A 21,474-nucleotide genomic window follows, 5' to 3' on the forward strand; every position below is an offset into this window, starting at 1 on the left:
CTTCTAAAGTCAGGATTAACAGTTTTAGAAGCAGAGGCGGACATTGGGAGGCGGGCGGAATGACTGTTCAGAACATCGTCATAGCGGGCGGAGGGTTGGCCGGCGCCACGGCCGCCAAAACCCTGCGGGCAGAGGGATACACGGGCCGGGTGACGGTCGTCGGTGCCGAAAGCCACCACCCCTACCTGCGGCCGCCCCTGTCCAAGGAGTACCTGCTGGGCAAGGCCGGCGAGGACGCCGTCCCCGTGGTGCCGGACGGCTGGTACGCGGAGAACGACGTCGGCCTCCGCCTCGGCGTCCGGGTCACCGGCATCCGTCCGGACTCCCACACTGTGCAGCTCGATGATGGGGCTTCGCTGGACTACGGCTCCCTGCTCCTTGCTACCGGGGCGACGCCAAGGGCCCTGCGCCTGCCGGGAAGCGATCTGGACGGCGTCTCGACGTTCCGCACCCTGGATGACAGCCGTCGATTGCGCAGCGCCCTGGGCACAGGCGGAAAGAATGTGGTGATGATCGGTTCGGGCTGGATCGGCATGGAACTGGCGGCCGCGGCGGCAACGTACGGCAACCACGTCACCCTCCTGGGCCTTGAAGAGATCCCCCTGGCGGGCGCCATCGGCCCGGACCTCGGACGGTTCTTCCGGGGGCTGCACGAAGCCAACGGCGTCAGTTTCCGGCTCCCGGCCTCGGCGCGGGAGATCACCGGCCGGGACGGGGTTGTCACCGGGGTCATCGCCGATTCGGGCGAACTGCTTCCCGCTGACATCGTGGTCGTCGCCGTGGGAGTGGTTCCCGGGACAGGACTTGCCAAGGAGGCCGGGCTGGCCGTGGACAACGGGATCCTCACGGACGCCTCGCTCCGGACCAGCGCGGACGGAATTTTTGCTGCCGGCGACGTCGCCAATGCCCTGCATCCGTTCACCGGCCAGCACCACAGGAGCGAACACTGGTCCAACGCCCTCAATGGCGGCAAGGTGGCAGCAAAGGCGATGCTGGGCCAGGACGCCACGCTCAGCACGATTCCCTATTTCTATACAGACCAGTTCGACGTCAGCATGGAGTACTCCGGCTTCCCGGCGCTGGCTGCGGGCGCCGAGCCGGTGATCCGGGGTTCGCTGGAGGACAAGGAGTTCATCGCGTTCTGGCTGCAGGACTCGCGGGTGGTGGCCGGCATGAGCGTTAACTGGCCACGGAAGGAACAGCCGGGGGCGCAGAAAACCATCAAAGCCCTCATCTCGGCGAAAACCCCCGTTTCAGCCGGCCGGCTTACCGATCCGTCCGGCGGTCTCGGTCAGCTCCTGCCGGAAGCGGCCTGACGGGCCACGGTTCCCGCCGTCTGTATGGAGGACTCGTGCCCGGCCATTCCCGCCTGGCTGGCGCGGGCGTAAGCCCCAGGGAGGGCGGCAAGCAGGGCATCGACGTCGGCCTCGGTTGACGCGTGGCCCAGCGTGAAGCGCTGGGCACCCCGTGCTGTTTCCTCGTCCAGTCCCATGGCCAGCAGGACATGGGACGGGCGGGGTACGCCGGCCGTGCAGGCGGACCCGGTAGAGGATTCAACCCCTGCCAGGTCCAGCAGGAACAGCAGGGAATCGCCTTCGCAGCCCGGGAACGTGAAATGCGCATTGCCAGGCAGGCGCCCCTCCCCCGGCGCACCCCGCAGCACGGCCTCAGGCACGCGCTCAAGGACGCCGTCGATCAGCCGGTCACGGAGGGCCGCAATGCGGACGGTCTCCGTGGCCAGCCGGGCGGTGGCAGCCTCCGCCGCTGCCGCAAACGCCGCTATGGACGCTGTGTCCAGGGTCCCGGAGCGTACGTCCCGCTCCTGGCCGCCGCCGTGCTGCACGGGGGTCAGCTTGACGGCCCGCCCCAGCAGCAGGGCACCCACACCCACCGGTCCGCCGATCTTGTGCCCGGACACCGACATCGCGTCCAGCCCGGAGGCTTTGAAATCGACCGGCAACGAGCCAAACGCCTGCACGGCGTCGGAGTGGACCGGAACTCCGGCCGCGTGCGCCAGCTCGACAATCCTGTGGACGGGCTGGACTGTGCCCACTTCGTTGTTGGCCCACATGACCGTCACCAGCGCAATGGATTCCGGATCGCGGGCGAGTTCGGCGGCAAGGAATTCGAGGTCCACCACGCCCTCGGCGTCCACGGGCAGCCAGGTGACCTCGGCGCCTTCGTGGCGTTCCAGCCACTCCACCGTGTCCAGTACGGCGTGGTGCTCGACGGCGGAGCACAGGATGCGCCGCCGGGACGGGTTTTCGCCGGAGCGGGACCAGAACAGGCCCTTGACCGCCAGATTGTCGGACTCAGTGCCCCCGGACGTAAAGATGACCTCGGAGGGATGGGCGCCGGCCGCCGTCGCGATGGCCTCCCTGGCGTCCTCCACGGAACGGCGGGCGCGGCGGCCCGAGCCGTGCAGGGATGAGGGGTTGCCGGTGCGGGACAGCTCCCGGGTCAGGGCTGCCAGCGCCTCCGGAGAAATTGGAGTGGTGGCTGCATGGTCGAGGTAAACGGGCACCCATCAATTCTAGCGGCGACGGCCCTCCTGGCGTCGGTGGCCACGTGACTCAGGGCGGTGTGATCCTGGCGCAGCATTGGCCGGGCACGGAATTCTGCGCCACCCGGTCCGCTGATTCCCCGCACGCCGCCGCCGCGCCCTGCAGGAAGGAGCCGTTCATGGCGCAGACCACGTCGGGGTGCCCGTCGGCGAGCCGATGGAACGGACAGTTCATGAGCACCAGCCCGCCGGCCCCGTCGGGTTCGGGCCGGTAACCCTCGCCGGCAACGAACTCCGCCAGGCCCGGAGCACCTGCGGCGAGCTCCTGGCCTTTGCGGTATGACGTCGTTCGGAGCGAGTCGCCGACCGCACCGCCGGTGGCCGTGGCGTCCTCAATCGCCTCGGCAAGCAGTTCACCGGCGAGATCGTAGTTGCGGTCCGGCACGGAGGCTCCCACCTCACTCGCCGCCGGACGGTACATCTTGGCCGGCCGCCCGGAGCCGGGACCGGTTTTTCCCGGCGCCTTACGGAATTCCACGGCCAGCAGCCCATCCTGGACCAGCTTGTCCAGATGGAACGATGCCGTACTTCTCGCCAGCCCCAGCGCCAGGGCCGCGTCGTCGCGACCCACCGCCTCGTCCGAGGAAGCAATCAGTTCAAAGAGCTGCCGGCGTTTGTCGTCGCCCAGAGAAGCGACGGCGGCCATCCGGCGGATCCAAGGAAGCCTGCGCATTCCGCACCCCTCATTCTAAAAACAAGAACCATTGCTTAAACCTGCACATCTTTCTAAAATGACTATACCTACTTTTAGAAGGAGTGCACCATGGAAACCACAGGAGTAACCAGGTCAGGCGGCAGGGCAGTGTCAATGAACCCGGACCGGCAGGCGTTTTTCCTGCTCCGCACCGTATTCACCGTCGCGCCCATTATCTTCGGGCTGGACAAGTTCACCAACATCCTTGCCGACTGGACCATCTACCTCGCCCCGGTGGCCACGTCTGTGGTCCCGGTCCCGCCCCAGACATTTATGTACGTCGTCGGCGTGGTGGAAATCATCGCCGGGATCGCGGTGGCCCTCCGTCCACGCTTCGGTTCCCTGCTGGTGGCCGTCTGGCTGCTTGGCATCATCGTCAACCTGCTGGTCCTGGGCAGCTTCTACGATGTTGCGCTCCGGGACTTCGGTCTGATGGTGGCCGCCCTGGCGCTGAACCGACTTTCCCCCGCGAGGTCCGGCCGGCTGGACCGCTAGCTCGTGGGCGGAACCAACACGAGGCGTTCACCGACGTCGGCCTGCGCCGCCGCGAGGGTTCCGGCGTCAGGACAGGCAATTGAAATATAAACAGAGGATGCCGCGGTGCTGAAAAACCGGGCCATAACGGCCGTGGACCTGGCGCCCGGAAGCGAAGGCTTTCCGAGCACCAGAACCTCGGCCTTTGGTCCTGGCTTGCCAGGCTCACCGCCCCACCGCAAGGTGGACGTCGTTAGATAGGCGGGCAGGATGCTCGGATCCAGGTAAGCGAAGAGGCCAACGGTTGACTCCTTGTCATCCGCCAACGCCAGAGGCGACTGGTTGGTCCGGACTTTGGCGGCCACCAGGCAGCTGTCCGTTTTCAGATACTGGCTCTCGCCGGCAACATTCTGCTTGACCGTTTTCCATCCGGGCGCGTCCTTGAGCCCGTCTGATATTCCCACCGGGACACCCCTGGCCAATGTGCCGCCTGCAGAGAACGGCATGTCCTTGGCAGCGACTGCCACCGCGTCGTGGCCCGGCGTGATGGTGGGGGTCGCAAGCGCGGTAACGGACTGCACGGCCTTCGGCACGGCCGGATCCGGCACGCCGACACTGCATCCTGGCAGAGCCGCCGCCGCAAGCAGCGATCCCGCCAACAGTCCCGCCGCAGTATGTGCCTTCACGTTTACCCCCATACGATTGCCCCCGCACGGTCGTCCGCGGCCGTGATCCTTCAAGAGTTTATGCCAGCGTGGGAACCACCCGATCCTGCGCAAACGTTATGTGGACAGGCGGCTAAACTGGGCCGACCGGACCGCCTGCCGTGGACTGGCCGGACCAAAAGAAGGATGAGTGCTTGACCGAGAGCAGCAGCTCCCACTACGAGGTGCTCCGCGTGGCCGTGACAGCCTCCGAAAAGGAAATCAAGGTGGCCTACCGCCGGGCCGCACGCAAGGCCCATCCGGACCATGGCGGGGATGCCGCAGCTTTCCGGCGGGTGACCGCCGCCTACGAAACCCTCGTGGATCCCGCGCGCAGGAAGGCTTACGACCGCTCCTACGCCGCGGGCAGGGGCGGCAACGGCTCAGGCAACCATTCCGCGGAACCGCACTTCGATGCCCCCGCGGCAGGGAGCCACGCGTCAGCTTCCGTTCACAGGCCAGGCACGCCGCGCAATACCGCCGGAGATGCGCCCCTTTATGTTCCGCCCTACGACGCAGAAGCCTTCGAGGCCGCCGGGGCGGTCCCCCTCATCCCGCTGAGCCAGGCCAGCCAACAGCTCCACGGCGCTCCGCGCAAGCGGGGCATTTTTGGCGCCGAAGCCCGGATCCAGCGTGAGACGCGGACCGTGCAGCTCATCACCCGGCAGGTCCTGACCGCGATTCCGGCCGCCCGGCTGGTCAACGGACTGCAGTCCCCTGCCGACAACAGCCACATCGACCACGCGCTGCTTTCCGGCTACCGGCTGGCCCTGGTCAATTCCATGCTCCTGCCCAAGGGCGCCTACGCGTGGGACGGGCAGACGCTGAACCACGGAGGGCGTTCCATCGCACCGCCGCAACTCGCCCACGTCGTGCGGGCCATGCAGGACATCTTCCCCGAACTGAACGTCACCGGCTGGACCGTCATCCACAGCCCCGACGGCAACCTCCACGAGCCCGTCATCGACCGCCACCGGCGCGCGGCCGGGTCAACCGACACCATCCAGGTGGTCAATGCCGCGGGGCTCGTCCGCGGCCTCAAACACTTCCTTTCCTCCGGGCCCACCCCGAACGTTGTCAATGTCCCCGTACTGGCAAGGCTGCTGCGCGGCATGCATTGAACCGTTGACTAGGATTGGACGGTGTTCCGTATCCTCTTCCACGCCCCCGAAATCCCCGGCAACACCGGCAACGCCATCAGGTTGGCCGCCATCACCGGCGCCGAACTGCATCTGGTGGAACCCCTCGGCTTCGACTTTTCCGATGCGAAGCTCCGGCGGGCCGGCCTCGATTACCATGACCTCGCCGTCGTCACCGTCCATAAGAGCATCGAAGATGCGTGGCGCGAACTCCAGCCTGAGCGCGTTTACGCCTTTACCTCGGACGGCACCACCAGCTATGCGGACATCGCCTACCGGCCCGGTGACGTCCTGATGTTCGGCCAGGAATCCGTGGGGCTTCCCGAGGACCTCAAGACCGACCCGCATGTCACCGCAACGGTCCGGCTTCCCATGCTGCCGTCCCTGCGTTCGCTGAACCTTGCCAACGCGGCCTCCATTGCCGTCTACGAGGCCTGGCGGCAGCAGGGGTTCAGCGGCGCCCGCATCTGAGCTTCCCCTTCCCGTCCGGCCCACTGCCCATCCGGAGCGCCAGCGGTTCCGAATAACTCCTGACAGCGAAATCAGGGTGAGGGAAGGAGCCGCAGGTGACACTGTTGCAGGCAAGCCGTTCTGGTGTTCAGCCCCGCCCGCGTGCCGCCTCCGGCAGTCCCGGCCGCGATGCCCCGGATTGTCCGCCCGGCGACCTATGCTTGGTAGTGATGGAAACTCCCAACGCGCCGAACTCCGAGGCTCCGGTCACCGATTCACCGGCGGAACTCAGCCAACGCCTGGCAGGTCTGCTCGCCCGGATCGCCGACGGTGACCAGGCCGCGTTTGCCCGGTTCTACGAGCTGACGTCCCGCAGGGTCTTCGGCATGGCCCGCCGTGTGCTCATCGACCCCGAACTCAGCGAAGACACCACGCAGGAAGTGTTCCTCCAGGTCTGGCAGAACGCGGGCAAGTTCAACCCGGACATGGGCAGCCCATTGTCGTGGCTGATGACGATTTCGCACCGCCGGGCGGTGGACAAGGTCCGCTCCTCGCAGTCCGCCACCGACCGTGAGGCGCGTTATGGCGCCAGCAGCCAGGACGTCGACCACGACTCCGTCTCCGATGAAGTGGACACCAAGCTTGAAGCCGAGGCGGTGGTCCGTTGCCTGGAAACGCTGACCGATACGCAGCAGGAATCCGTGCGGCTCGCGTATTACGGCGGCCTGACTTATCGCGAGGTCGCAGAAAAGCTGAACGCAGCAGTACCTACCATCAAGTCCCGCATCCGCGACGGACTGATCCGCTTGAAGACATGTCTGGGGGTGAGTTGAGATGACAGAAATGAATAGTCCCGGAGGCCGCCGTCCCGGTTCGTTTGGTGATTCGATCGCTGCGGACCTGGATTCAGGACGGGCCGTCGACCTTGCCGAGCTTTACGCCCTGGACGCGGTCACGGACGCTGAACGTGCCGCCATTGACCGGTACATCTCTTCCGCGCCCGACGCCGAGCGCAACTCCTTCCTTGAGCGTGTCCGCCAGGCCAGGGAGACGCTGGCCGCCTCGTTCACCGCAGAGGCCGAGCCGCCGGCGGATCTTTTCGCGCGCATTGTCTCGCAGCTGCCGTCGCTGGCGCAGCTGCCGGTTGAGGGCGCTGCCGCTCCGTCCGTTAAGCAGGCACCCGCTGCTGGGGTCCCCGCGGGGGGCATCGATGACCTCGCCGAGCTGAGGCAGCGCAGGGAAGAACGACGCCGGCCCGGCGGGGCGCGCCGCTGGCTCCTCGGCGCAGCGGCTGCCGCCGTCATCGCGCTGGGCGGAGTGGGTGTGGGAGCTTACATGGCGGACCAGAACGATCCCCTGAACCAGGTTGTCCGTGCTCTGGATGTCCGTGAAGCTTCTGTGCCCGTCGCCGCCGGCGGAACCGCCACAGTACTGGTTTCGCCTTCGAAGGATTCGCTGGTGGTGAAGATGAACGGCGTGCCTGCACCTCCGGCCGGCAAGGTCTACCAGATGTGGCTGATCCCGAAAGACGGCTCTGCGCCGGTTTCCCAGGGCCTGATGGACGAGGAAGCGCTGTCCAAGCCTGCCCTCGTGAAGGGCATCGCCACGGCGGCGGCCCTGGGGATCACGGTTGAACCTACAGGCGGCTCCGCAAGGCCCACCATGCCCGTGGTGGCCGCTGCGACACTGGGGGCCTGACAGCCCGGGCGCCTGACCGTGCGGCGCCCGGGACTCTACCTAGAAGCCGGCAATGGTCCCCTGGTCATTGACCGCCACGACGTGGAATGCCTCGGCGCTTCGGCCCTCGGCCATGCCCGCACGCCGTGCATTCGCGGTCATCCCGCTCCGCACGGCGGCCTCCATGGCTTTGACGTCAGGGTGCTGGCTGACGTGGACGTGGATGGCGTCAAGCTTGGCGGGAACGTGGTCCGTGACGTCCACAAAATGGTTCTCGCGCTCCTCCGGCCCGGCGTACAGCCAAAGCCACGGGAGTTTATAGGCCGCCAGGCCCGCCGCGGCCAACTCAGGATAGGCGAACGGGTTCTCCACCGCAGGGTAGACGGCGCGAGTCACGGCCTCCCCTACGGCCAGGTGGTCCGGGTGGCTCTTCTGCAGCCGTTTCCAGTTCCGCTCCGGATGCATGGCCAGCACGACGTCGGGGCGGATTTCGCGGATCAGCTTCACCACGCCCTTCATCACCTCGTGGGTCGGTTCCAGATAGCCGTCGCGTTCGTGCAGGTAATAAATGTCGGTGACACCCACCAGTTCCGCGGCCCGGCGCTGTTCCGAGGCCCTGAGGGCGATGATCTCCGCCCGGTGGGCCGGGTCGAATCCCCCGGCGTCGCCGTCGGTCATGATGCAGTAGCTGACCTGGACGCCGGCGGCGGTCCAGGCGGCGATGGTGCCGGCCGCGCCGAAGTCGATGTCGTCAGGATGGGCCGCGAAACAGAGCACCCGCCCAACCCGGTCCGTGGCCGGGTTGAACGGGCTCTGCGCTGCAACAGCAGGAGGGGTCAAGGATCAGCCTTTTCGCTTCTTGATTTCTTCCGTGGCCTGGGGCAGGACGTCGAAGAGGTCGCCGATGATGCCGAAGTCGGCGATCTCGAAGACCGGGGACTCGGCGTCCTTGTTGATGGCCACAATGACCTTGGCGGTCTGCATGCCGGCCTTCTGCTGGATGGCGCCGGAGATTCCCGCTGAAATGTACAGCTGGGGTGAGACCGTCTTGCCGGTCTGTCCCACCTGGGCGTCGTGGCTGATCCAGCCGGCATCGGTGGCTGCCCTGGAGGCACCTACGGCTGCACCGAGGGCATCTGCAAGCTGCTCAACCGGGCCAAAGTCGCCGTCCAGGCCGCGGCCGCCGGCCACAACGATCCGGGCGTCGGTGAGGTCCGGGCGGCCGCTGGCAACCTTCTGCTCACGGGCGGTGATCCGGGCAGCTGTGGCCGTGGCATCGGCGGGTACCTCTACCGTGATGGTCTCCGGGTTGCTCGGCGCTGAGGCCGGCTCGGGGACTACGTTGTTGGCTTTCACGCTCAGCACGGTGACCGGTGTGGTGGTCCGCGCCTCGGTGGTGTAGGAACCGGCCAGGACCGACTTGTGGGCAGTCCCGTCGGCGTCGACCGCCACGACGTCGGTGATGACGCCGGCACTCAGGCGGATGCCCAGGCGGCCCGCGATATCCTTGCCCTCCGGCGAATTGTCCAGGAGGACGGTGCCTGCGCCGGAAGATGCGACGGCTGCCGCGAGGTAGGCGGCCTTGGGTGCCACGAGGTAGTCATCCAGGTCCGCCGCGGAGGGGCGGAATACCGTGCTGACGCCGTACTCGGCGAAGGCCGCCGAGACGTCGTCGCTGAGGTCGCCGTTAAGGGCTACAGCTGTTTCGCCCAGGGACCGGCCCAGGGTCAGCAGTTCGAGGCTGCTCTTCTTCAGGGCCTGGCCCGGGTTATCGATGAATACGAGTACGTTTGCCATGTCTGTGATCCCCTTTAGAGCAGCTTCTGGGCGGCCAGGAAGTCCACCAGCTTGATGCCGGCGTCGCCTTCGTCGGTGATGATGGTGCCGGCAGTGCGCGGCGGACGTTCCTCGGCTGAGGTCACGGTGGTCCACGATCCGGAGTGGCCCACCTGGGCGGGATCCACCCCGATGTCTGCCAGCGACAGGGTGGTGATGCTCTTGCGCTTGGCAGCGATGATGCCCTTGAAATTGGGGTAGCGGGGCTCGTTGATCTGGTCCGTCACCGACACCACTGCCGGCAGCGCCGCCTCAACGGTCTCCGAGTACGTGTCTGCGTCCCGGCGCGCGGTGAGCCGGCCGCCGTCGACCGTCAGCGACGATGCGAAGGTGACCTGGGGCAGACCGAGCCGCTCGGCAAGCTGGGCCGGAACGAGGGACGTTTCGCCGTCGGTGGACGCCATGCCGGTGAGGACAAGGTCCACTGCGCCGAGGTGGCGGACCGCAGCTGCGAGTGCCAGCGAAGTCGCTGCCGCGTCTGATCCGGCCAACGCGGGGTCCGTCAGGTGCACGCCCTCGGTGGCGCCCATCTGGAGGGACTTCTTGACAGCGTTCACGGCGCCGGCCGGGCCCATGCTGAGCGCGATGACCTGGTTGCCCGCTTTGGCGCCGCCGCGGGCTTCAGCCAGCTGCAGTGCTGCTTCCAGCGCATACTCGTCCAGCTCCGAGAGGATGCTTTCGTCGCGGTCCGTGGTGTGCCCCTCCCCGTTGAGGTGACGGTCGAACTGCGCGTCCGGCACGTGCTTGACCAGGACGATGATCTTCAATGTCTCTTCCACTGTATTTACAGCAGCCTTCCATGCTCGTGGATAGCCAGCCGGGTGAGGTCATGGCCGCGGAACGCCCGGGGTACGGGTAGGTCCTAGCTAACCATATAGCCGCGGCCCGTCGCCGTCCCGTTAACGCCTGTGTCACCGGGCTTGACCGTTGACAGGCTTTAACGGCCGACGGCGGCGGGCACCGTGTGAGGTGACCCGCCGCCGTCGGCCGTTTTGCCGGGGAGGCGTTCCGGTTCTCCGGCGGGGTGCGGTTACTGGTCCGGCGCCGTGCCGAGCGTGACGTCGAGGGTCTGTTCCTGGCCGTTGCGCAGAACCGTGAGCTTGACGGTGGAACCACCGGCCTGCTCGCGGACGGCGGCGGTGAGCTGGTTTGGTTCGCTGATGACCAGGTCGTTGAACTTGGTCACCACATCGCCCACCTTGATGCCGGCCTTGGCGGCAGCCGAGTTGGGCTCAACCGTGGCCACGTCCGCTCCGACGGAGAATTGTGAACTGGACCCACCCGAGGATTTGTCTTTGACGCTGACCCCGAGCTGGCCATGGGATACCTTCCCCGTATCGATGAGCTCCTGAGCCACGCGCTTTGCGTGGTTGATGGGGATGCTGAAGCCCACGCCGATGTTGCCGCTGGAGGATGAGGAATCTGATCCGGCCGAGGCGATGGCCACGTTGACGCCGACGATCTCGCCCTTGCTGTTGACCAGCGCTCCGCCCGAGTTTCCGGGGTTGATCGCCGCATCAGTCTGGATCACGTTGAGGGAGATGGAGCCCTGTCCGGCGGTGTTCTGGCTCGATCCGCCTCCTGGCGGCGCGAACTTGAAGCCGCCGTCGCCCTGGGAGCTGTCGCCTTCCTTCGGTGCCGCGGATGAGGCGACGCTGATGGTCCGGTTCAGGGTGGAGACGATGCCGTCCGTGACGGTACCGGTCAGGCCGAGCGGCGAGCCGATTGCAATGGCGGTGTCGCCCACATTGAGTTTCCCGGAGTCTCCAAGGGTGGCCGCCATCAGCCCGGACGCGTTGTCCACCTTGATCACTGCGAGGTCAGAGAGCGGGTCGGTGCCCACCAGGGTCGCCTTGAGCACCCGGCCCGTGTTGGTGCGGACCTCCAGGGCTGCGGAGGCGGTCTGGCCATCCAAAGTGACCACGTGGGTGTTGGTGAGTATGTGGCCCTCACCGTCCAGGATGATTCCGGATCCGGTGCCCCCGGCACTGCCACTGGTTGCGCTGATGGTCACTACGGACGGGGATGCCTTCAGCGCTGCGGCGGTAATGGCGTTGACGTCGTCCTGGTTGTTGACGATGACGGTGCCCGGCTGGCTGTTGCTGCTTGACGCGACGGGCGAGCCGTAGCCGGAAAACGCGCCGGAGCCGACTGTCGCTACGCCGCCGCCAACCAGGCCTGCAGCGAGGATGCTGGCCACGAGGGTTCCCACCCCGAAGGAAGCCTTCCGGCGCGGCGCATTTGCCTGGTCGGCTGCGGAGTTGTACTGGCCCGGGTACCCGGCGGGCTGGCCGTACGGCTGCGGGTTGGGCGGCTGCTGGCCCGGTGCCTGCTGGCCCGGTGCCTGCTGGCCGGGTGCCTGCTGGCCGTAGAACGGCTCGCGGGGAGGGTATACCGGCCGGGGCGCGCCGGGAAGCTGTTGGGTGTGGTTTTCAGATGCCCCGGGACGGTCCAGCCTCTCCGTCGGATTGCCTCGACCGGCAGCGTCGCTGCGGTCCTCCGCAGCGTTCTGTGCGGCAGCCGGATTCTCAGCCGGATGCCGGTTCTCAGGAGCTGCACCCGGGGTGGGGTTCTCAGTCATTGGACTTCCTTTCATCCTCGTCTGCATTAACTATGGACCGTTTGGCTGGAACTGGGGCGAACGTTGGCTGGGAGGTTCCTGAGAGCGTCGCCACTATCATTCAGTGGGTCCCGGAGGGGTTTCGCTGGTGGCATATTTGCTGATGTGGACGCCCCAGTAGGTGCACCATAGAATCAAGAAGAATTGCCACAGCGACCTGCGGCTTTACATCCTGCGTGGGGGCGCTGCTGCATTCTGAGACGACTGATTCGTCCCGAATCGGTGTCAGGCATGCTGAAGGGTTGCACATGCGGTCAAAGTTCAAGCGTATTCTCGCCGTGATCGGCCTGACCGGGCTTCTTGCGGCACCCGCCGCTGCAGCCTGGGCGGAGCCTCCGGTGACCATTCCGTCCGGCACGAACATCGTGGATAACGCAAACGTTCTGGGCAGCCGTAAGGGCGAGGTCCAGCAAGCCATCCAGACGCTGCTCAAGGACCACAAGTACAACCTTTACGTTGTCACCGTGAACTCCTTTGAGAACCCCGCCAAGCCCGAAGACTGGGGCAAGGCTGTTGCGACCCAGAAGTCCATGGGCAAGGCCGACGTCCTGCTGGCGATTTCGACAGCGGGCCAGTTCTATTTCGCGACCGACGCGTCGAGTGCCATCAGGTCCAAGCAGTCCACCATCAGCCAGAATGCCGTCACGGCAAATCTTGCCGGCGGCAAGAAAGATTACGCCCAGGCGGCCATTGACACCGCCAAGGCCATCGGCGATGCAGCCGGCGGCGGCAGCGGAAACGTCCCCGGTGACGGAGCCGGTGCCTCGGTACTGGTCGGAGCGGGCGTTGTAGCTGCAGGCGGCGCGGGCGCCTACCTCTACTTCCGCAACAAACGGAAGAAGGCGGCACAGGCATCCAGCGCCAGCTACGGCCCCCAGGGCGCCGAGCTGGACCCGCTTGCCTCGCTCAGCATTGAGGAACTCCGCCGCAAGAGCGGTTCACTGATCATCGAAGCAGACGACGCCATCAAGTCCAGCGAGCAGGAACTCGGCTTCGCCCAGGCCCAGTACGGCGATGCCGCCGTGGGAAACTTCACGAAGGCGCTTGCCGAAGCCAAAGCCCACATGTCCGAATCCTTCAAGCTCCAGCAGCAGCTTGACGACCACATTCCGGACACCGAGGAACAGCAGCGCAGCTGGCTCGGTGAAATCATCCGCCGTTCTGAGGCGGCGCTCGGTTCGCTCCAGGAGCAGAAGGCAGATTTCGACTCACTCCGCGAGCTGGAGAAAAACGCCCCCCAGGCGCTGGCCGCTGTCAGTGCCGGTGCGCAGGAAGCCGACGCCAAAATCGCCAACGCGGAGCAGTCGCTGACGTCTTTGCGCTCCAAGTACGCGGACAGCGCGCTGGTGCAGGTGGCGGACAACATCACCCAGGCCAAGGAGCGCCTTGCCTTTGTGCAGAACGCCACGGCCACGGCCCAGGAAAAGCTCGCGGCCGGCGACAGCAGCCTCGCTGCCGTAGCCGTCCGCGCCTCCGAAGAGAGCCTCCACCAGACCAACGTCCTGCTCGACGCCATCGCCAAGGTGTCCGCAAACCTGGACGAAGCCCGCGGAGGGCTGGAGGCCGCCGTCGTGGACACCTCACAGGACCTGGCCCAGGCGAAGGCCATGATCCAGTCCGGAGAACACCCGGAACTGGCCGGCCCGGTCGCGGGCGTCGAACAGGCCCTCGCCCAGGTCAAGGCAGAAATCCAGGGCGGGAAGATCGACCCCATCGCCACCCTGCAGCGCGTTGAAACCGCGCATCAGGCCCTGGACCAGTCCCTCACCGGCATCCGGGACAAGCAGGAACAGGCCCGCCGCGCGGAGGCTTCACTGCAGCAGACCATCATGTCCGCGCAGGCCCAGATCAGTGCCACGTCGGACTACATCACCGCCCGCCGCGGCGGGGTTGGCACGGAAGCGCGTACCCGGCTGGCGGAATCCCAGCGCAACCTTGACTACGCCCTATCCATCTCACGGAACGACCCCGTCACAGCCCTTACCTACGCCCAGCAGGCCCACGCCCTCGCGGCGCAGGCCGCGCAGTTGGCCCAGGCCGACGTCGACAACTTCGGCGGCTATGCCAACCAGGGCTTTGGCGGCGGAGGCATGTTCGGCGGACGCGGCGGGGGCGGTGGCGGCCTCGGCGGCGCCATCCTCGGCGGCATCCTCATCAACTCCATCCTCAATGGCGGCGGCGGCGCAGGCTGGGGCGGCGGCCACAGCGACGGCGGCGGCTGGGGTGGCGGCGACGGCGGAGGCTTCGGTGGGGGCGACTTCGGCGGCGGTGACTTCGGCGGGGGCGACTCGGGAAGTTTCTGACCCTCAAAGGCTAGGCGCCGGTCGTTACACCCACTCCGGCGGATAGAAGCGGTACAACAACTGTTCACTGATTTTCAGTGGCCACCACTGAGCAGGACGAAAGGTATACATCATGGTTAAGCAGTCCATTTTCGGCCGGATCGCACAGCTTGCAAAGGCAAATATCAACACCTTGCTGGACAATGCTGAGGATCCGCAGAAGATGCTGGACCAGATGGTCCGGGACTACACGAACAACATCGCGGAAGCTGAGTCCGCTGTCGCCCAGACCATCGGGAACCTCCGGATGCTCGAGGACGACTACAACGAGGACATCAAGAACGCGCAGGACTGGGGCAACAAGGCCCTCGCAGCCTCGCGTAAGGCTGATGAGTACCGGTCAAGCGGGGACAGCGTTGACGCTGAGAAGTTTGACAACCTCGCCAAGGTGGCCCTGCAGCGCCAGATGTCCGCGGAAAACGAGGCCAAGGGAGCAGAGCCCAGCATTTCCTCGCAGCGCGAAGTCGTGGACAAGCTCAAGACCGGCCTTGACCAGATGAAGGGCAAGCTGAACGAGCTCACCAGCAAGCGCAACGAACTGGTGGCCCGCTCCAAGACGGCCGCGGCGCAGTCCCAGGTTCACGACGCCATCAAGAGCATCGACTTCATGGATCCCACCAGCGAGGTTGGCCGCTTCGAAGAGAAGATCCGCCGTGAAGAGGCCAAGGTCCGCGGCCAGCAGGAGCTCGCCGCCTCAAGCCTGGACGCCCAGTTCAACCAGCTCGAGGACCTCGGCGAGCAGGTGGAAATTGAGGCACGCCTGGCCGCCCTGAAGTCCGGCGGAGCCAAGCCTGCGATCGGCGCCGCCGGCAATTCGGCACGGTCGGAATCCACGGTGGACGAGGCGGACTTCGACAAGCTGTAACAGGTACTGCCCTGCTGTGGGGCAGCTGGCCGGGGCCGGGGTTCTTGACGGGCTCCGGCCTTTCCCATGCCCGGACGTTTCCTGTACCGGCTGGTCCGCCAGCGCCGGCCCAGCAGTGTCCCCACCTGTTGCCGGTGTGTAGCGTAGAGGCCATGGCATCCCCCGAATCCTCAATCGTCTGGCTCCGTGATGACCTTCGAATCGAGGACAACCCGGCGCTGTCCCGGGCAGCCGGGCTGGGCCTGCCGCTCACAGTGGTCTACATCCTCGACGAGGAATCCGAGGGGCTCCGTCCCCTCGGAGGCGCTGCCCGATGGTGGCTGCACCACTCCCTGGTTTCCCTCTCGGCGGCCTTAACTGAAGCGGGTTCAGCCCTCATCCTCCGGCGCGGGCCTGCCGCGCAGGTGCTCCGGAGTCTGGCAGAGGAAACAGGGGCCCGGCATGTGCTGTGGAACCGCCGCTATGGCGGTCCGGAACGGGCGGTGGACGCGGGGGTCAAAGACTGGGCCGCGGAGAACGGCATCGAAGCGGCAAGCTTCCAGGCCAACCTGCTGTTCGAACCGTGGACCGTCACCACGGGCAGCGGCGGTCCCTATAAGGTGTTCACGCCCTTCTGGCGCGCCTGTACCTCATCCGGTGAACCCCGGCATCCCCACGAGCGGCCGGACAGCCTGCCAGCCCCTGCCAGGGCCGGGTCGAAAAAGCATGCAATGAGCGAAGACCTGGCGGACTGGTCCCTGCTTCCTGGCTCCCCCGACTGGAGCGGCGGCCTGGCGGATACCTGGGAGCCCGGGGAACCCGGGGCACACCACCGGCTCGAAGACTTCCTGGACGGGCCGGTGCTTGAGTACGGAACAGGGCGGGACGTGCCCGGGGTGGAGGGAACCAGCAGGCTCTCCCCCCATCTCCGGTTCGGGGAAATCAGTCCGTTCACCGTCTGGCATGAGCTCCGCCGCCGTTTCCCCCGACAGGAGAGCGCCGACGTCGGGATCTTCAGGTCCGAACTGGGCTGGCGGGAATTCTGCTGGCAGCTCCTCTATGTGAACCCGCAGCTGGCCACACGGAACTATCGGCCGGAATTCGACCGCTTCGAATGGCAGCCGCTTACCCGGGGTGAGCTGGCTTCATGGCAGCAGGGCCACACCGGCTATCCCCTGGTTGACGCGGGCATGCGGCAGCTCTGGCAGACGGGCTGGATGCACAACCGGGTCCGGATGGCCGCCGCCTCCTTCCTCGTCAAGAACCTTCTGGCCGATTGGCGGCTGGGCGAGGCATGGTTCTGGGACACCCTTGTGGATGCCGATGCGGCCAGCAATCCCGCCAATTGGCAGTGGGTTGCAGGTTCAGGGGCCGACGCGTCCCCATACTTCCGGATCTTCAATCCTGTGACCCAGAGCAAGAAGTTCGACGCCGAGGGCCGCTATCTGCGCGAGTTCATTCCGGAGCTGGCCCACCTGGACCTCAGGAGCATCCACGAACCGTGGAAGCTGCCCGACACCAACGGCTACCCTGCACCGGTAGTGGGGCTTCCCGAGTCCAGGGAGCGTGCCCTGGCGACATACCGGAAGCTGAAGGACACCCTGGGCGTACCGGCGCCGGACTAGGCAGCCGGTGGGCTGTCAGCGGCTGACTTTGCCCATGAGGGACGCGATGGGGCGCAGGAAGATGGGCCGTGCCAGGAACCAAACTGCCACCATGACGACCACCGACGCGAGGAAAATCCAGAAGCCCAGCCAGCCGTCGCCGTCGCTCGCGCCGTACATGTGGTTCAGGTTCCGCAGCACGCCTGTGGCAAGCACCAGGAAAACGTGCACAACAATGAATGCGACGAAGTAGATCATCACCGGGAAGTGGATGGCCCTCGCCAGCTCCATGGGGTAGGCCTTGTTCAGGGCGGCCGCCTTTTTGGGCCAGGCAGGCGAGGTCCTGATTCCGGAGATGAAGGCCAGGGGCGCGGCGATGAAGACCGTTGCGAAGTAGGTCAGGAGCTGGAGCGCGTTGTAGTTGACCCAGCCGTTTTCGGTGGGCCAGTTCAGGGATGCGTACTGGAGGGCGGCAGAGAGCGCGTTAGGGATGACGTCCCAGCTTGTGGGCACGATCCGCATCCACTGCCCGGTCGCGAACAGCAGGACTGCGAACACGAGGCCGTTGAGGACCCAGAGCGCGTCCAGCGTCAGGTGGAACCAGAGTTCCAGCGTGATCTTGGTGGGCGGGTTCTTGGTCTTGATCAGCCCTTTGTTGTTGCGGGTCCAGTGCCCGCTGGGGCGGGTGGTGGTCCGCACCTGCCAGCCGGTCCTGATGATGAGCAGCAGGAAGAAGGCATTGAGGAAATGCTGCCAGTTCAGCCAGGCCGGAAACCCGACCGGCGCGCCGTCGGGAAGTTCCGAGTGGCCCGGGTAGTCAGCCAGGAATGACTGCACCGCCGGCAGGCCGGTCATCCACCGGGCCAGCAGCACCACCAGGACCAGCGCCACGAGAGCAGCGGGAACACCCCAGTAGAGTCTGGGCCGCTTGCCCGTGGCGGAGCCGGGCTTCTTCGTGGGTGTGGACATCGAACAACATTCCTCTCGAGAATGACTGACCAGTGCTCAAATGTGAGGCTCTGCGAACGAGAATACTAGGAACCGGCACTCATCGGGCAAAAGAAGACCCCGGCCGGCGTAACTGCCGGTCGGGGTCTTTCACATGGTTGCGGGGACAGGATTTGAACCTGTGACCTCTGGGTTATGAGCCCAGCGAGCTACCGAACTGCTCCACCCCGCGTCGCTCGAACAACACTACCCTACTTTGAGGGGGACAATTACCGGCTCGAAATGGTGGGGCCGGCCGACGGCTTTGCTTGGGCAAACACGGCCCAACGCTTAAGCAAAAAAGTCCGGACCCTGTTTCCAGGATCCGGACTTTTCACCAGTTGCGGGGACAGGATTTGAACCTGTGACCTCTGGGTTATGAGCCCAGCGAGCTACCGAACTGCTCCACCCCGCGTCGCAAGATCAACTCTACCGTCCGGTGAACGGGAGGCCAAATCCTGGTGGCGTGATGTGCGTCTCGCTGGGTCAGGGCATCAGCTGCTTGCCCCTGGCGACGGCGTGGGCCCTGCTGACGGTGTGGCCTCTGCTGAGGGCGTGGCTGCCGGTGAAGGTGTCGCTTCCGGCGCCGGCACGGGGATCCTGCTTTCAGCCTCAGTGGCCTTCTGGAGGGCGGCAGAAAGCTTCTTCTGCTGTTCCCCATACGCCGCGAAGTCGCCGGCCGCCAAGGCAGCCTGGCCTGCCCTGATCGCGGCGTTGGCCTCGTTCAGCGCTGCCTTCAGGTCAGCCTGGGCGCCTGCACTGACCGCGGGAGGTGCGGTCCCCGGAGTACCCGGAGTCTGGCCGGTGTTATCGGAGTCGCCGGCCGAAGCGCCGGAGTCCCCGCCGAAGAGCTGCTTCAGGGCCCCATCCAGGGTGGGCGCAAAGCCGACCTTGTCACCGAAGGCCACCAGCACGCGCTGCAGCGTGGGGTAAGACGTCTCGCCCGTCGACTTCAGGTAGACCGGCTGCACGTACAGGATGCCGCCGCCCACCGGCAGCGTCAGCAGGTTGCCGTTGAGGACCTCAGAGGCTCCCTGCCGGAGCAGGTTCAGCGCCTGGGAGACCGTCGGGTCCGAGTTGAACTTGTTCTGGGCCTGGCCTGGCCCCGGAACCTGGATCTCCGGCGGAATCTGCAGGAGCCTCAACTGGCCGTAGCTGTCGGCCTTGACGCCCTTTTCTTTCCCGGCGTCCGAGTCAGCCGCGAGGAACCCGTACAGGACGTTGCGGGCGGTGCCATTGACGATCTGCGGAATAAAGGAGGACGTGAGCTGGAATGCGGGCTTCTCCTGGTCAGGCATCTGCAGGGACATGTAGAACGGCGGCTGCTTGACGTCGGTGTCCACGGTGGGATCGTTCGGCACGCTCCAGACATCTTTGGCCTGGTAGAAGCTGCCGGGTTCGGTCACGTGGTAACGGCCCAGAAGCTCGCGCTGGACCTTGAAGAGGTCCTCCGGGTAACGGACGTGGCTCATGACGTCGCCGGACATCTCTGAATAGGGCTTCAGGGTTGTCGGGAACACCTTCTGCCATGCCTTCAGTACCGGGTCCTGGTCATCCCAGGCATACAGCGTCACTGAGCCGTCGTAGGCATCAACGGTCGCTTTAACGGAGTTCCTGATGTAGTTCACCGAGCTGTTGGGCAGCGCGACCGTCCGGCCCGAGGTGGTCTGGGAATCCGTGGTGGCGGCCGAGAGCTGCTCCTGCTGCGAGTACGGGTAGTACTGGCTGGTGGTGTATCCGTCCACGATCCACTTGACGCGGCCGTCGACCACCGCGGGGTACGCATTGCCGTCCACCGTCAGATAGGGGGCGACTTTCTCGACCCGGTCGCGGGGATTGCGGTCATACAGGATCTGGGACGCTTCGTTCACACCATCGGAAAGCAACAGGTCCGAGGACTGGAACTTGATGGAGTAGAGGACCTTGTTGAAGAAGCTACCCACGTTGGGACCGCCGTTGCCGGTGAAGGTGTACTGGGTTTCGCCTTCGCTTTCCTTGCCGGAGGGCCTGTCCTGTTCACGTGGGGTTGCGCCTGCCGGCGCGCCGACTATCGAGTACTCGGGCGAAGTTTCGCCGAAGTAGATACGTGGCTCGTAAGTGGAGTCGTCACCCAGGACCCCGGTGGACGGAATTCCCGACTGCAGGAAATCCGGCTTGCCATCAACGGTGAACTTGTTGCCCTTGGCCGCTACAACCCCGTAGCCGTGGGTGTAGACAACGTGCTGGTTGAGCCAGCCCTGCTGGTTGGTGGCGACGTTCGTCGGATTCAGTTCGCGCACGGCGATGACGGTGTCCTGGATCTTTCCGTCCACCTCGTACCGGTCCACGTTCAGTGCGTCCGGGAACTGGTAGTACGGGCGGTACTGCTCCAGCTGGGAGAACGCATCGGAGATCAGGTTGGGGTCCAGCAGCCTGATGTTGGCCGTGGTCTGGGCGTCCGGGGCGAGTGCGCCCGTGGTGGCCGTATTGGTGGCGTCGTAGCGGTCCACCTGGATCTTGTCCAGGCCGTACGCTGCACGCGTGTTGGCGATGTTCCGTTCGATGTAATCCTTTTCCAGGGTCTGCTCGGACGGCCGCACCTGGAACTGCTGGATGACCCACGGGTACACTCCGCCGGCAAGGATGGAGGTGATGATCAGCATGGCCGTGCCGATGACCGGCAGGCGCCAGCGGCCGATGACCGCGGCAATGATGAAGAGGATTGCCACCAGGCCCGCGGCTACGGCGAGGATCGACTTCGTGGGGATGACGGCGTTGATGTCCGTGTACAGCGCACCTGCCCAGCGCCCGCCGTTGTTCTGCAGTGCGGCGTAACGGTCAAGCCAGAAGTTGACGCCCAGCAGGATCAGGAATGCCGCGCCGGTCACTGCCAGATGGATCTGCGCCGCCCGACTGGTGAACACACCGCGTTCCATCAGCCTGATGCTGCCGTAGAGGTAGTGCGTGAGGATCCCGGCGATGCCCGCCACCACCACAACGCTGATGAGGAAGCCTGTGATGAAGCCGAAGAACGGCAGGCTCATCAGGTAGAAGCTGATGTCCATGTCGAATTCCGGATCCCGCTGCCCGAAGGGTTCCTGGTTGAAGAACAGCAACACCTTCTGCCACTGGCTTGCCGCCGCGCTTCCGGCAAAGAGGCCGAAGAGAATGGGCAGGCCCACCATGACGACGCGGCGGACCGGTTCCAGCTGGGCCTGGTAGCGGTTGAGGTTGTCACGGATTTCGGAATCCGGCGCGTACACAGGCCGCGAGTGATAGGCAATCCGGATCGCGAAAAAGACCGCAAGGAACATGACGGCGAAGCCGGCGAGGAAGATCCCGATCCGGGCAAGGTTTTCGGTCACAAAGACTTCGAAGTAGCCGAGCTGCCGGTACCAGAGGACATCAGTCCAGACATTAGCGAAGAAGATGAAGCCCACTACCACGAGGGCAACGACGATCAGCGTCGGCGTCAGCGCACCGCGTCGTGAGGGGGGTCTTCCGGGCGGGATGGGGCTGGTGGGACGGGACAAACTCGGTACCTCATAGCTGGTCGTCAGA

The 21,474-nt window shown here is 65.6% G+C and carries 18 protein-coding genes and 2 tRNA genes; 9 read left to right on the forward strand and 11 right to left on the reverse strand.

Annotated features, from left to right (window positions below; translation table 11 throughout):
• Positions 1 to 59: 59 nt before the first annotated feature.
• Positions 60 to 1,316 (forward strand): NAD(P)/FAD-dependent oxidoreductase, encoded by a 1,257-nt coding sequence (locus tag ABIA70_RS02545; RefSeq protein ID WP_354146025.1) that lies wholly within the window; start codon positions 60 to 62, stop codon positions 1,314 to 1,316.
• On the opposite strand, the gene ABIA70_RS02550 is transcribed toward ABIA70_RS02545, so the two are convergent.
• Positions 1,292 to 2,524, reverse strand: a complete 1,233-nt coding sequence (locus ABIA70_RS02550) for a cysteine desulfurase family protein (RefSeq protein WP_354146026.1) — start codon at positions 2,522 to 2,524, stop codon at positions 1,292 to 1,294. The genes ABIA70_RS02545 and ABIA70_RS02550 overlap by 25 nt on opposite strands.
• A gap of 49 nt (positions 2,525 to 2,573) precedes the next feature.
• Positions 2,574 to 3,236 (reverse strand): helix-turn-helix transcriptional regulator, encoded by a 663-nt coding sequence (locus ABIA70_RS02555; RefSeq protein ID WP_354146027.1) that lies wholly within the window; start codon positions 3,234 to 3,236, stop codon positions 2,574 to 2,576.
• A gap of 90 nt (positions 3,237 to 3,326) precedes the next feature.
• Between ABIA70_RS02555 and ABIA70_RS02560 the strand changes: the two genes are divergently transcribed.
• Entirely contained in the window at positions 3,327 to 3,752 is a 426-nt protein-coding gene (locus tag ABIA70_RS02560; protein ID WP_354146028.1) for a hypothetical protein, read from the forward strand.
• On the opposite strand, the gene ABIA70_RS02565 is transcribed toward ABIA70_RS02560, so the two are convergent.
• Positions 3,749 to 4,417: a hypothetical protein gene (locus tag ABIA70_RS02565; protein WP_354146029.1), complete on the reverse strand. Its 669-nt coding sequence runs from the start codon at positions 4,415 to 4,417 to the stop codon at positions 3,749 to 3,751. The two genes, ABIA70_RS02560 and ABIA70_RS02565, sit on opposite strands and share 4 nt — an antisense overlap.
• Before the next feature lie 173 nt (positions 4,418 to 4,590).
• Here ABIA70_RS02565 and ABIA70_RS02570 point away from each other — a divergent pair, with 173 nt between their 5' ends.
• From ABIA70_RS02570 to ABIA70_RS02585, 4 genes are all read left to right on the forward strand, one after another.
• Positions 4,591 to 5,556: a DnaJ domain-containing protein gene (locus tag ABIA70_RS02570; protein WP_354146030.1), complete on the forward strand. Its 966-nt coding sequence runs from the start codon at positions 4,591 to 4,593 to the stop codon at positions 5,554 to 5,556.
• Between the two features lie 21 nt (positions 5,557 to 5,577).
• Positions 5,578 to 6,045, forward strand: a complete 468-nt coding sequence (locus ABIA70_RS02575; protein ID WP_354146031.1) for a tRNA (cytidine(34)-2'-O)-methyltransferase — start codon at positions 5,578 to 5,580, stop codon at positions 6,043 to 6,045.
• Positions 6,046 to 6,254: 209 nt separating this feature from the next.
• Positions 6,255 to 6,857 (forward strand): sigma-70 family RNA polymerase sigma factor, encoded by a 603-nt coding sequence (locus tag ABIA70_RS02580; RefSeq protein WP_354146032.1) that lies wholly within the window; start codon positions 6,255 to 6,257, stop codon positions 6,855 to 6,857.
• A gap of 1 nt (position 6,858) precedes the next feature.
• Positions 6,859 to 7,722, forward strand: coding sequence for an anti-sigma factor (locus tag ABIA70_RS02585; protein WP_354146033.1), 864 nt, complete (start codon positions 6,859 to 6,861; stop codon positions 7,720 to 7,722).
• Positions 7,723 to 7,761: 39 nt separating this feature from the next.
• Here the strand turns inward: ABIA70_RS02585 and ABIA70_RS02590 are convergent, their stop codons facing one another.
• From ABIA70_RS02590 to ABIA70_RS02605, 4 genes are all read right to left on the reverse strand, one after another.
• Complete coding sequence (locus ABIA70_RS02590; protein ID WP_354146034.1) at positions 7,762 to 8,541, reverse strand: PIG-L deacetylase family protein; 780 nt, start codon at positions 8,539 to 8,541, stop codon at positions 7,762 to 7,764.
• Between the two features lie 3 nt (positions 8,542 to 8,544).
• Positions 8,545 to 9,498 (reverse strand): electron transfer flavoprotein subunit alpha/FixB family protein, encoded by a 954-nt coding sequence (locus tag ABIA70_RS02595; RefSeq protein ID WP_354146035.1) that lies wholly within the window; start codon positions 9,496 to 9,498, stop codon positions 8,545 to 8,547.
• Positions 9,499 to 9,512: 14 nt separating this feature from the next.
• The gene (locus ABIA70_RS02600) at positions 9,513 to 10,304 is read right to left on the reverse strand and encodes an electron transfer flavoprotein subunit beta/FixA family protein (RefSeq protein WP_354146579.1); all 792 of its coding nucleotides are present in this window, start codon (positions 10,302 to 10,304) and stop codon (positions 9,513 to 9,515) included.
• A gap of 263 nt (positions 10,305 to 10,567) precedes the next feature.
• Positions 10,568 to 12,118, reverse strand: coding sequence for a S1C family serine protease (locus ABIA70_RS02605; RefSeq protein ID WP_354146036.1), 1,551 nt, complete (start codon positions 12,116 to 12,118; stop codon positions 10,568 to 10,570).
• Positions 12,119 to 12,405: 287 nt separating this feature from the next.
• On the opposite strand from ABIA70_RS02605, the gene ABIA70_RS02610 reads away from it, so the two are divergent.
• From ABIA70_RS02610 to ABIA70_RS02620, 3 genes are all read left to right on the forward strand, one after another.
• Positions 12,406 to 14,460 carry a TPM domain-containing protein gene (locus ABIA70_RS02610; RefSeq protein ID WP_354146037.1) on the forward strand — a complete coding sequence of 685 codons (2,055 nt, stop codon included), beginning with the start codon at positions 12,406 to 12,408 and terminating at the stop codon, positions 14,458 to 14,460.
• A gap of 112 nt (positions 14,461 to 14,572) precedes the next feature.
• On the forward strand, positions 14,573 to 15,364 hold the full coding sequence (locus tag ABIA70_RS02615; protein ID WP_354146038.1) for a PspA/IM30 family protein: 792 nt from the start codon (positions 14,573 to 14,575) through the stop codon (positions 15,362 to 15,364).
• A gap of 152 nt (positions 15,365 to 15,516) precedes the next feature.
• Positions 15,517 to 16,968: a cryptochrome/photolyase family protein gene (locus tag ABIA70_RS02620; RefSeq protein ID WP_354146039.1), complete on the forward strand. Its 1,452-nt coding sequence runs from the start codon at positions 15,517 to 15,519 to the stop codon at positions 16,966 to 16,968.
• Positions 16,969 to 16,983: 15 nt separating this feature from the next.
• Here the strand turns inward: ABIA70_RS02620 and ABIA70_RS02625 are convergent, their stop codons facing one another.
• From ABIA70_RS02625 to ABIA70_RS02640, 4 genes are all read right to left on the reverse strand, one after another.
• On the reverse strand, positions 16,984 to 17,916 hold the full coding sequence (locus tag ABIA70_RS02625) for a cytochrome b/b6 domain-containing protein (RefSeq protein WP_354146040.1): 933 nt from the start codon (positions 17,914 to 17,916) through the stop codon (positions 16,984 to 16,986).
• A gap of 134 nt (positions 17,917 to 18,050) precedes the next feature.
• Positions 18,051 to 18,127 (reverse strand) — tRNA-Met (locus tag ABIA70_RS02630).
• Positions 18,128 to 18,275: 148 nt separating this feature from the next.
• Positions 18,276 to 18,349, reverse strand: a tRNA-Met gene (locus ABIA70_RS02635).
• Between the two features lie 79 nt (positions 18,350 to 18,428).
• Complete coding sequence (locus ABIA70_RS02640; protein ID WP_354146041.1) at positions 18,429 to 21,446, reverse strand: UPF0182 family membrane protein; 3,018 nt, start codon at positions 21,444 to 21,446, stop codon at positions 18,429 to 18,431.
• Positions 21,447 to 21,474: the final 28 nt, after the last annotated feature.

The organism is Arthrobacter sp. 754, assembly GCF_040548695.1.
GTDB lineage: Bacteria > Actinomycetota > Actinomycetes > Actinomycetales > Micrococcaceae > Arthrobacter.

Bases quoted from the DNA above. Each gene is read 5' to 3' on its own strand.
- ABIA70_RS02545 (WP_354146025.1), top strand. From the start codon at position 60: ATGACTGTTCAGAACATCGTCATAGCGGGCGGAGGGTTGGCCGGCGCC.
- ABIA70_RS02555 (WP_354146027.1), bottom strand. From the start codon at position 3,236: ATGCGCAGGCTTCCTTGGATCCGCCGGATGGCCGCCGTCGCTTCTCTG.
- ABIA70_RS02560 (WP_354146028.1), top strand. From the start codon at position 3,327: ATGGAAACCACAGGAGTAACCAGGTCAGGCGGCAGGGCAGTGTCAATG.
- ABIA70_RS02580 (WP_354146032.1), top strand. From the start codon at position 6,255: ATGGAAACTCCCAACGCGCCGAACTCCGAGGCTCCGGTCACCGATTCA.
- ABIA70_RS02585 (WP_354146033.1), top strand. From the start codon at position 6,859: ATGACAGAAATGAATAGTCCCGGAGGCCGCCGTCCCGGTTCGTTTGGT.
- ABIA70_RS02595 (WP_354146035.1), bottom strand. From the start codon at position 9,498: ATGGCAAACGTACTCGTATTCATCGATAACCCGGGCCAGGCCCTGAAG.
- ABIA70_RS02605 (WP_354146036.1), bottom strand. From the start codon at position 12,118: ATGACTGAGAACCCCACCCCGGGTGCAGCTCCTGAGAACCGGCATCCG.
- ABIA70_RS02610 (WP_354146037.1), top strand. From the start codon at position 12,406: ATGCGGTCAAAGTTCAAGCGTATTCTCGCCGTGATCGGCCTGACCGGG.
- ABIA70_RS02615 (WP_354146038.1), top strand. From the start codon at position 14,573: ATGGTTAAGCAGTCCATTTTCGGCCGGATCGCACAGCTTGCAAAGGCA.
- ABIA70_RS02620 (WP_354146039.1), top strand. From the start codon at position 15,517: ATGGCATCCCCCGAATCCTCAATCGTCTGGCTCCGTGATGACCTTCGA.
- ABIA70_RS02625 (WP_354146040.1), bottom strand. From the start codon at position 17,916: ATGTCCACACCCACGAAGAAGCCCGGCTCCGCCACGGGCAAGCGGCCC.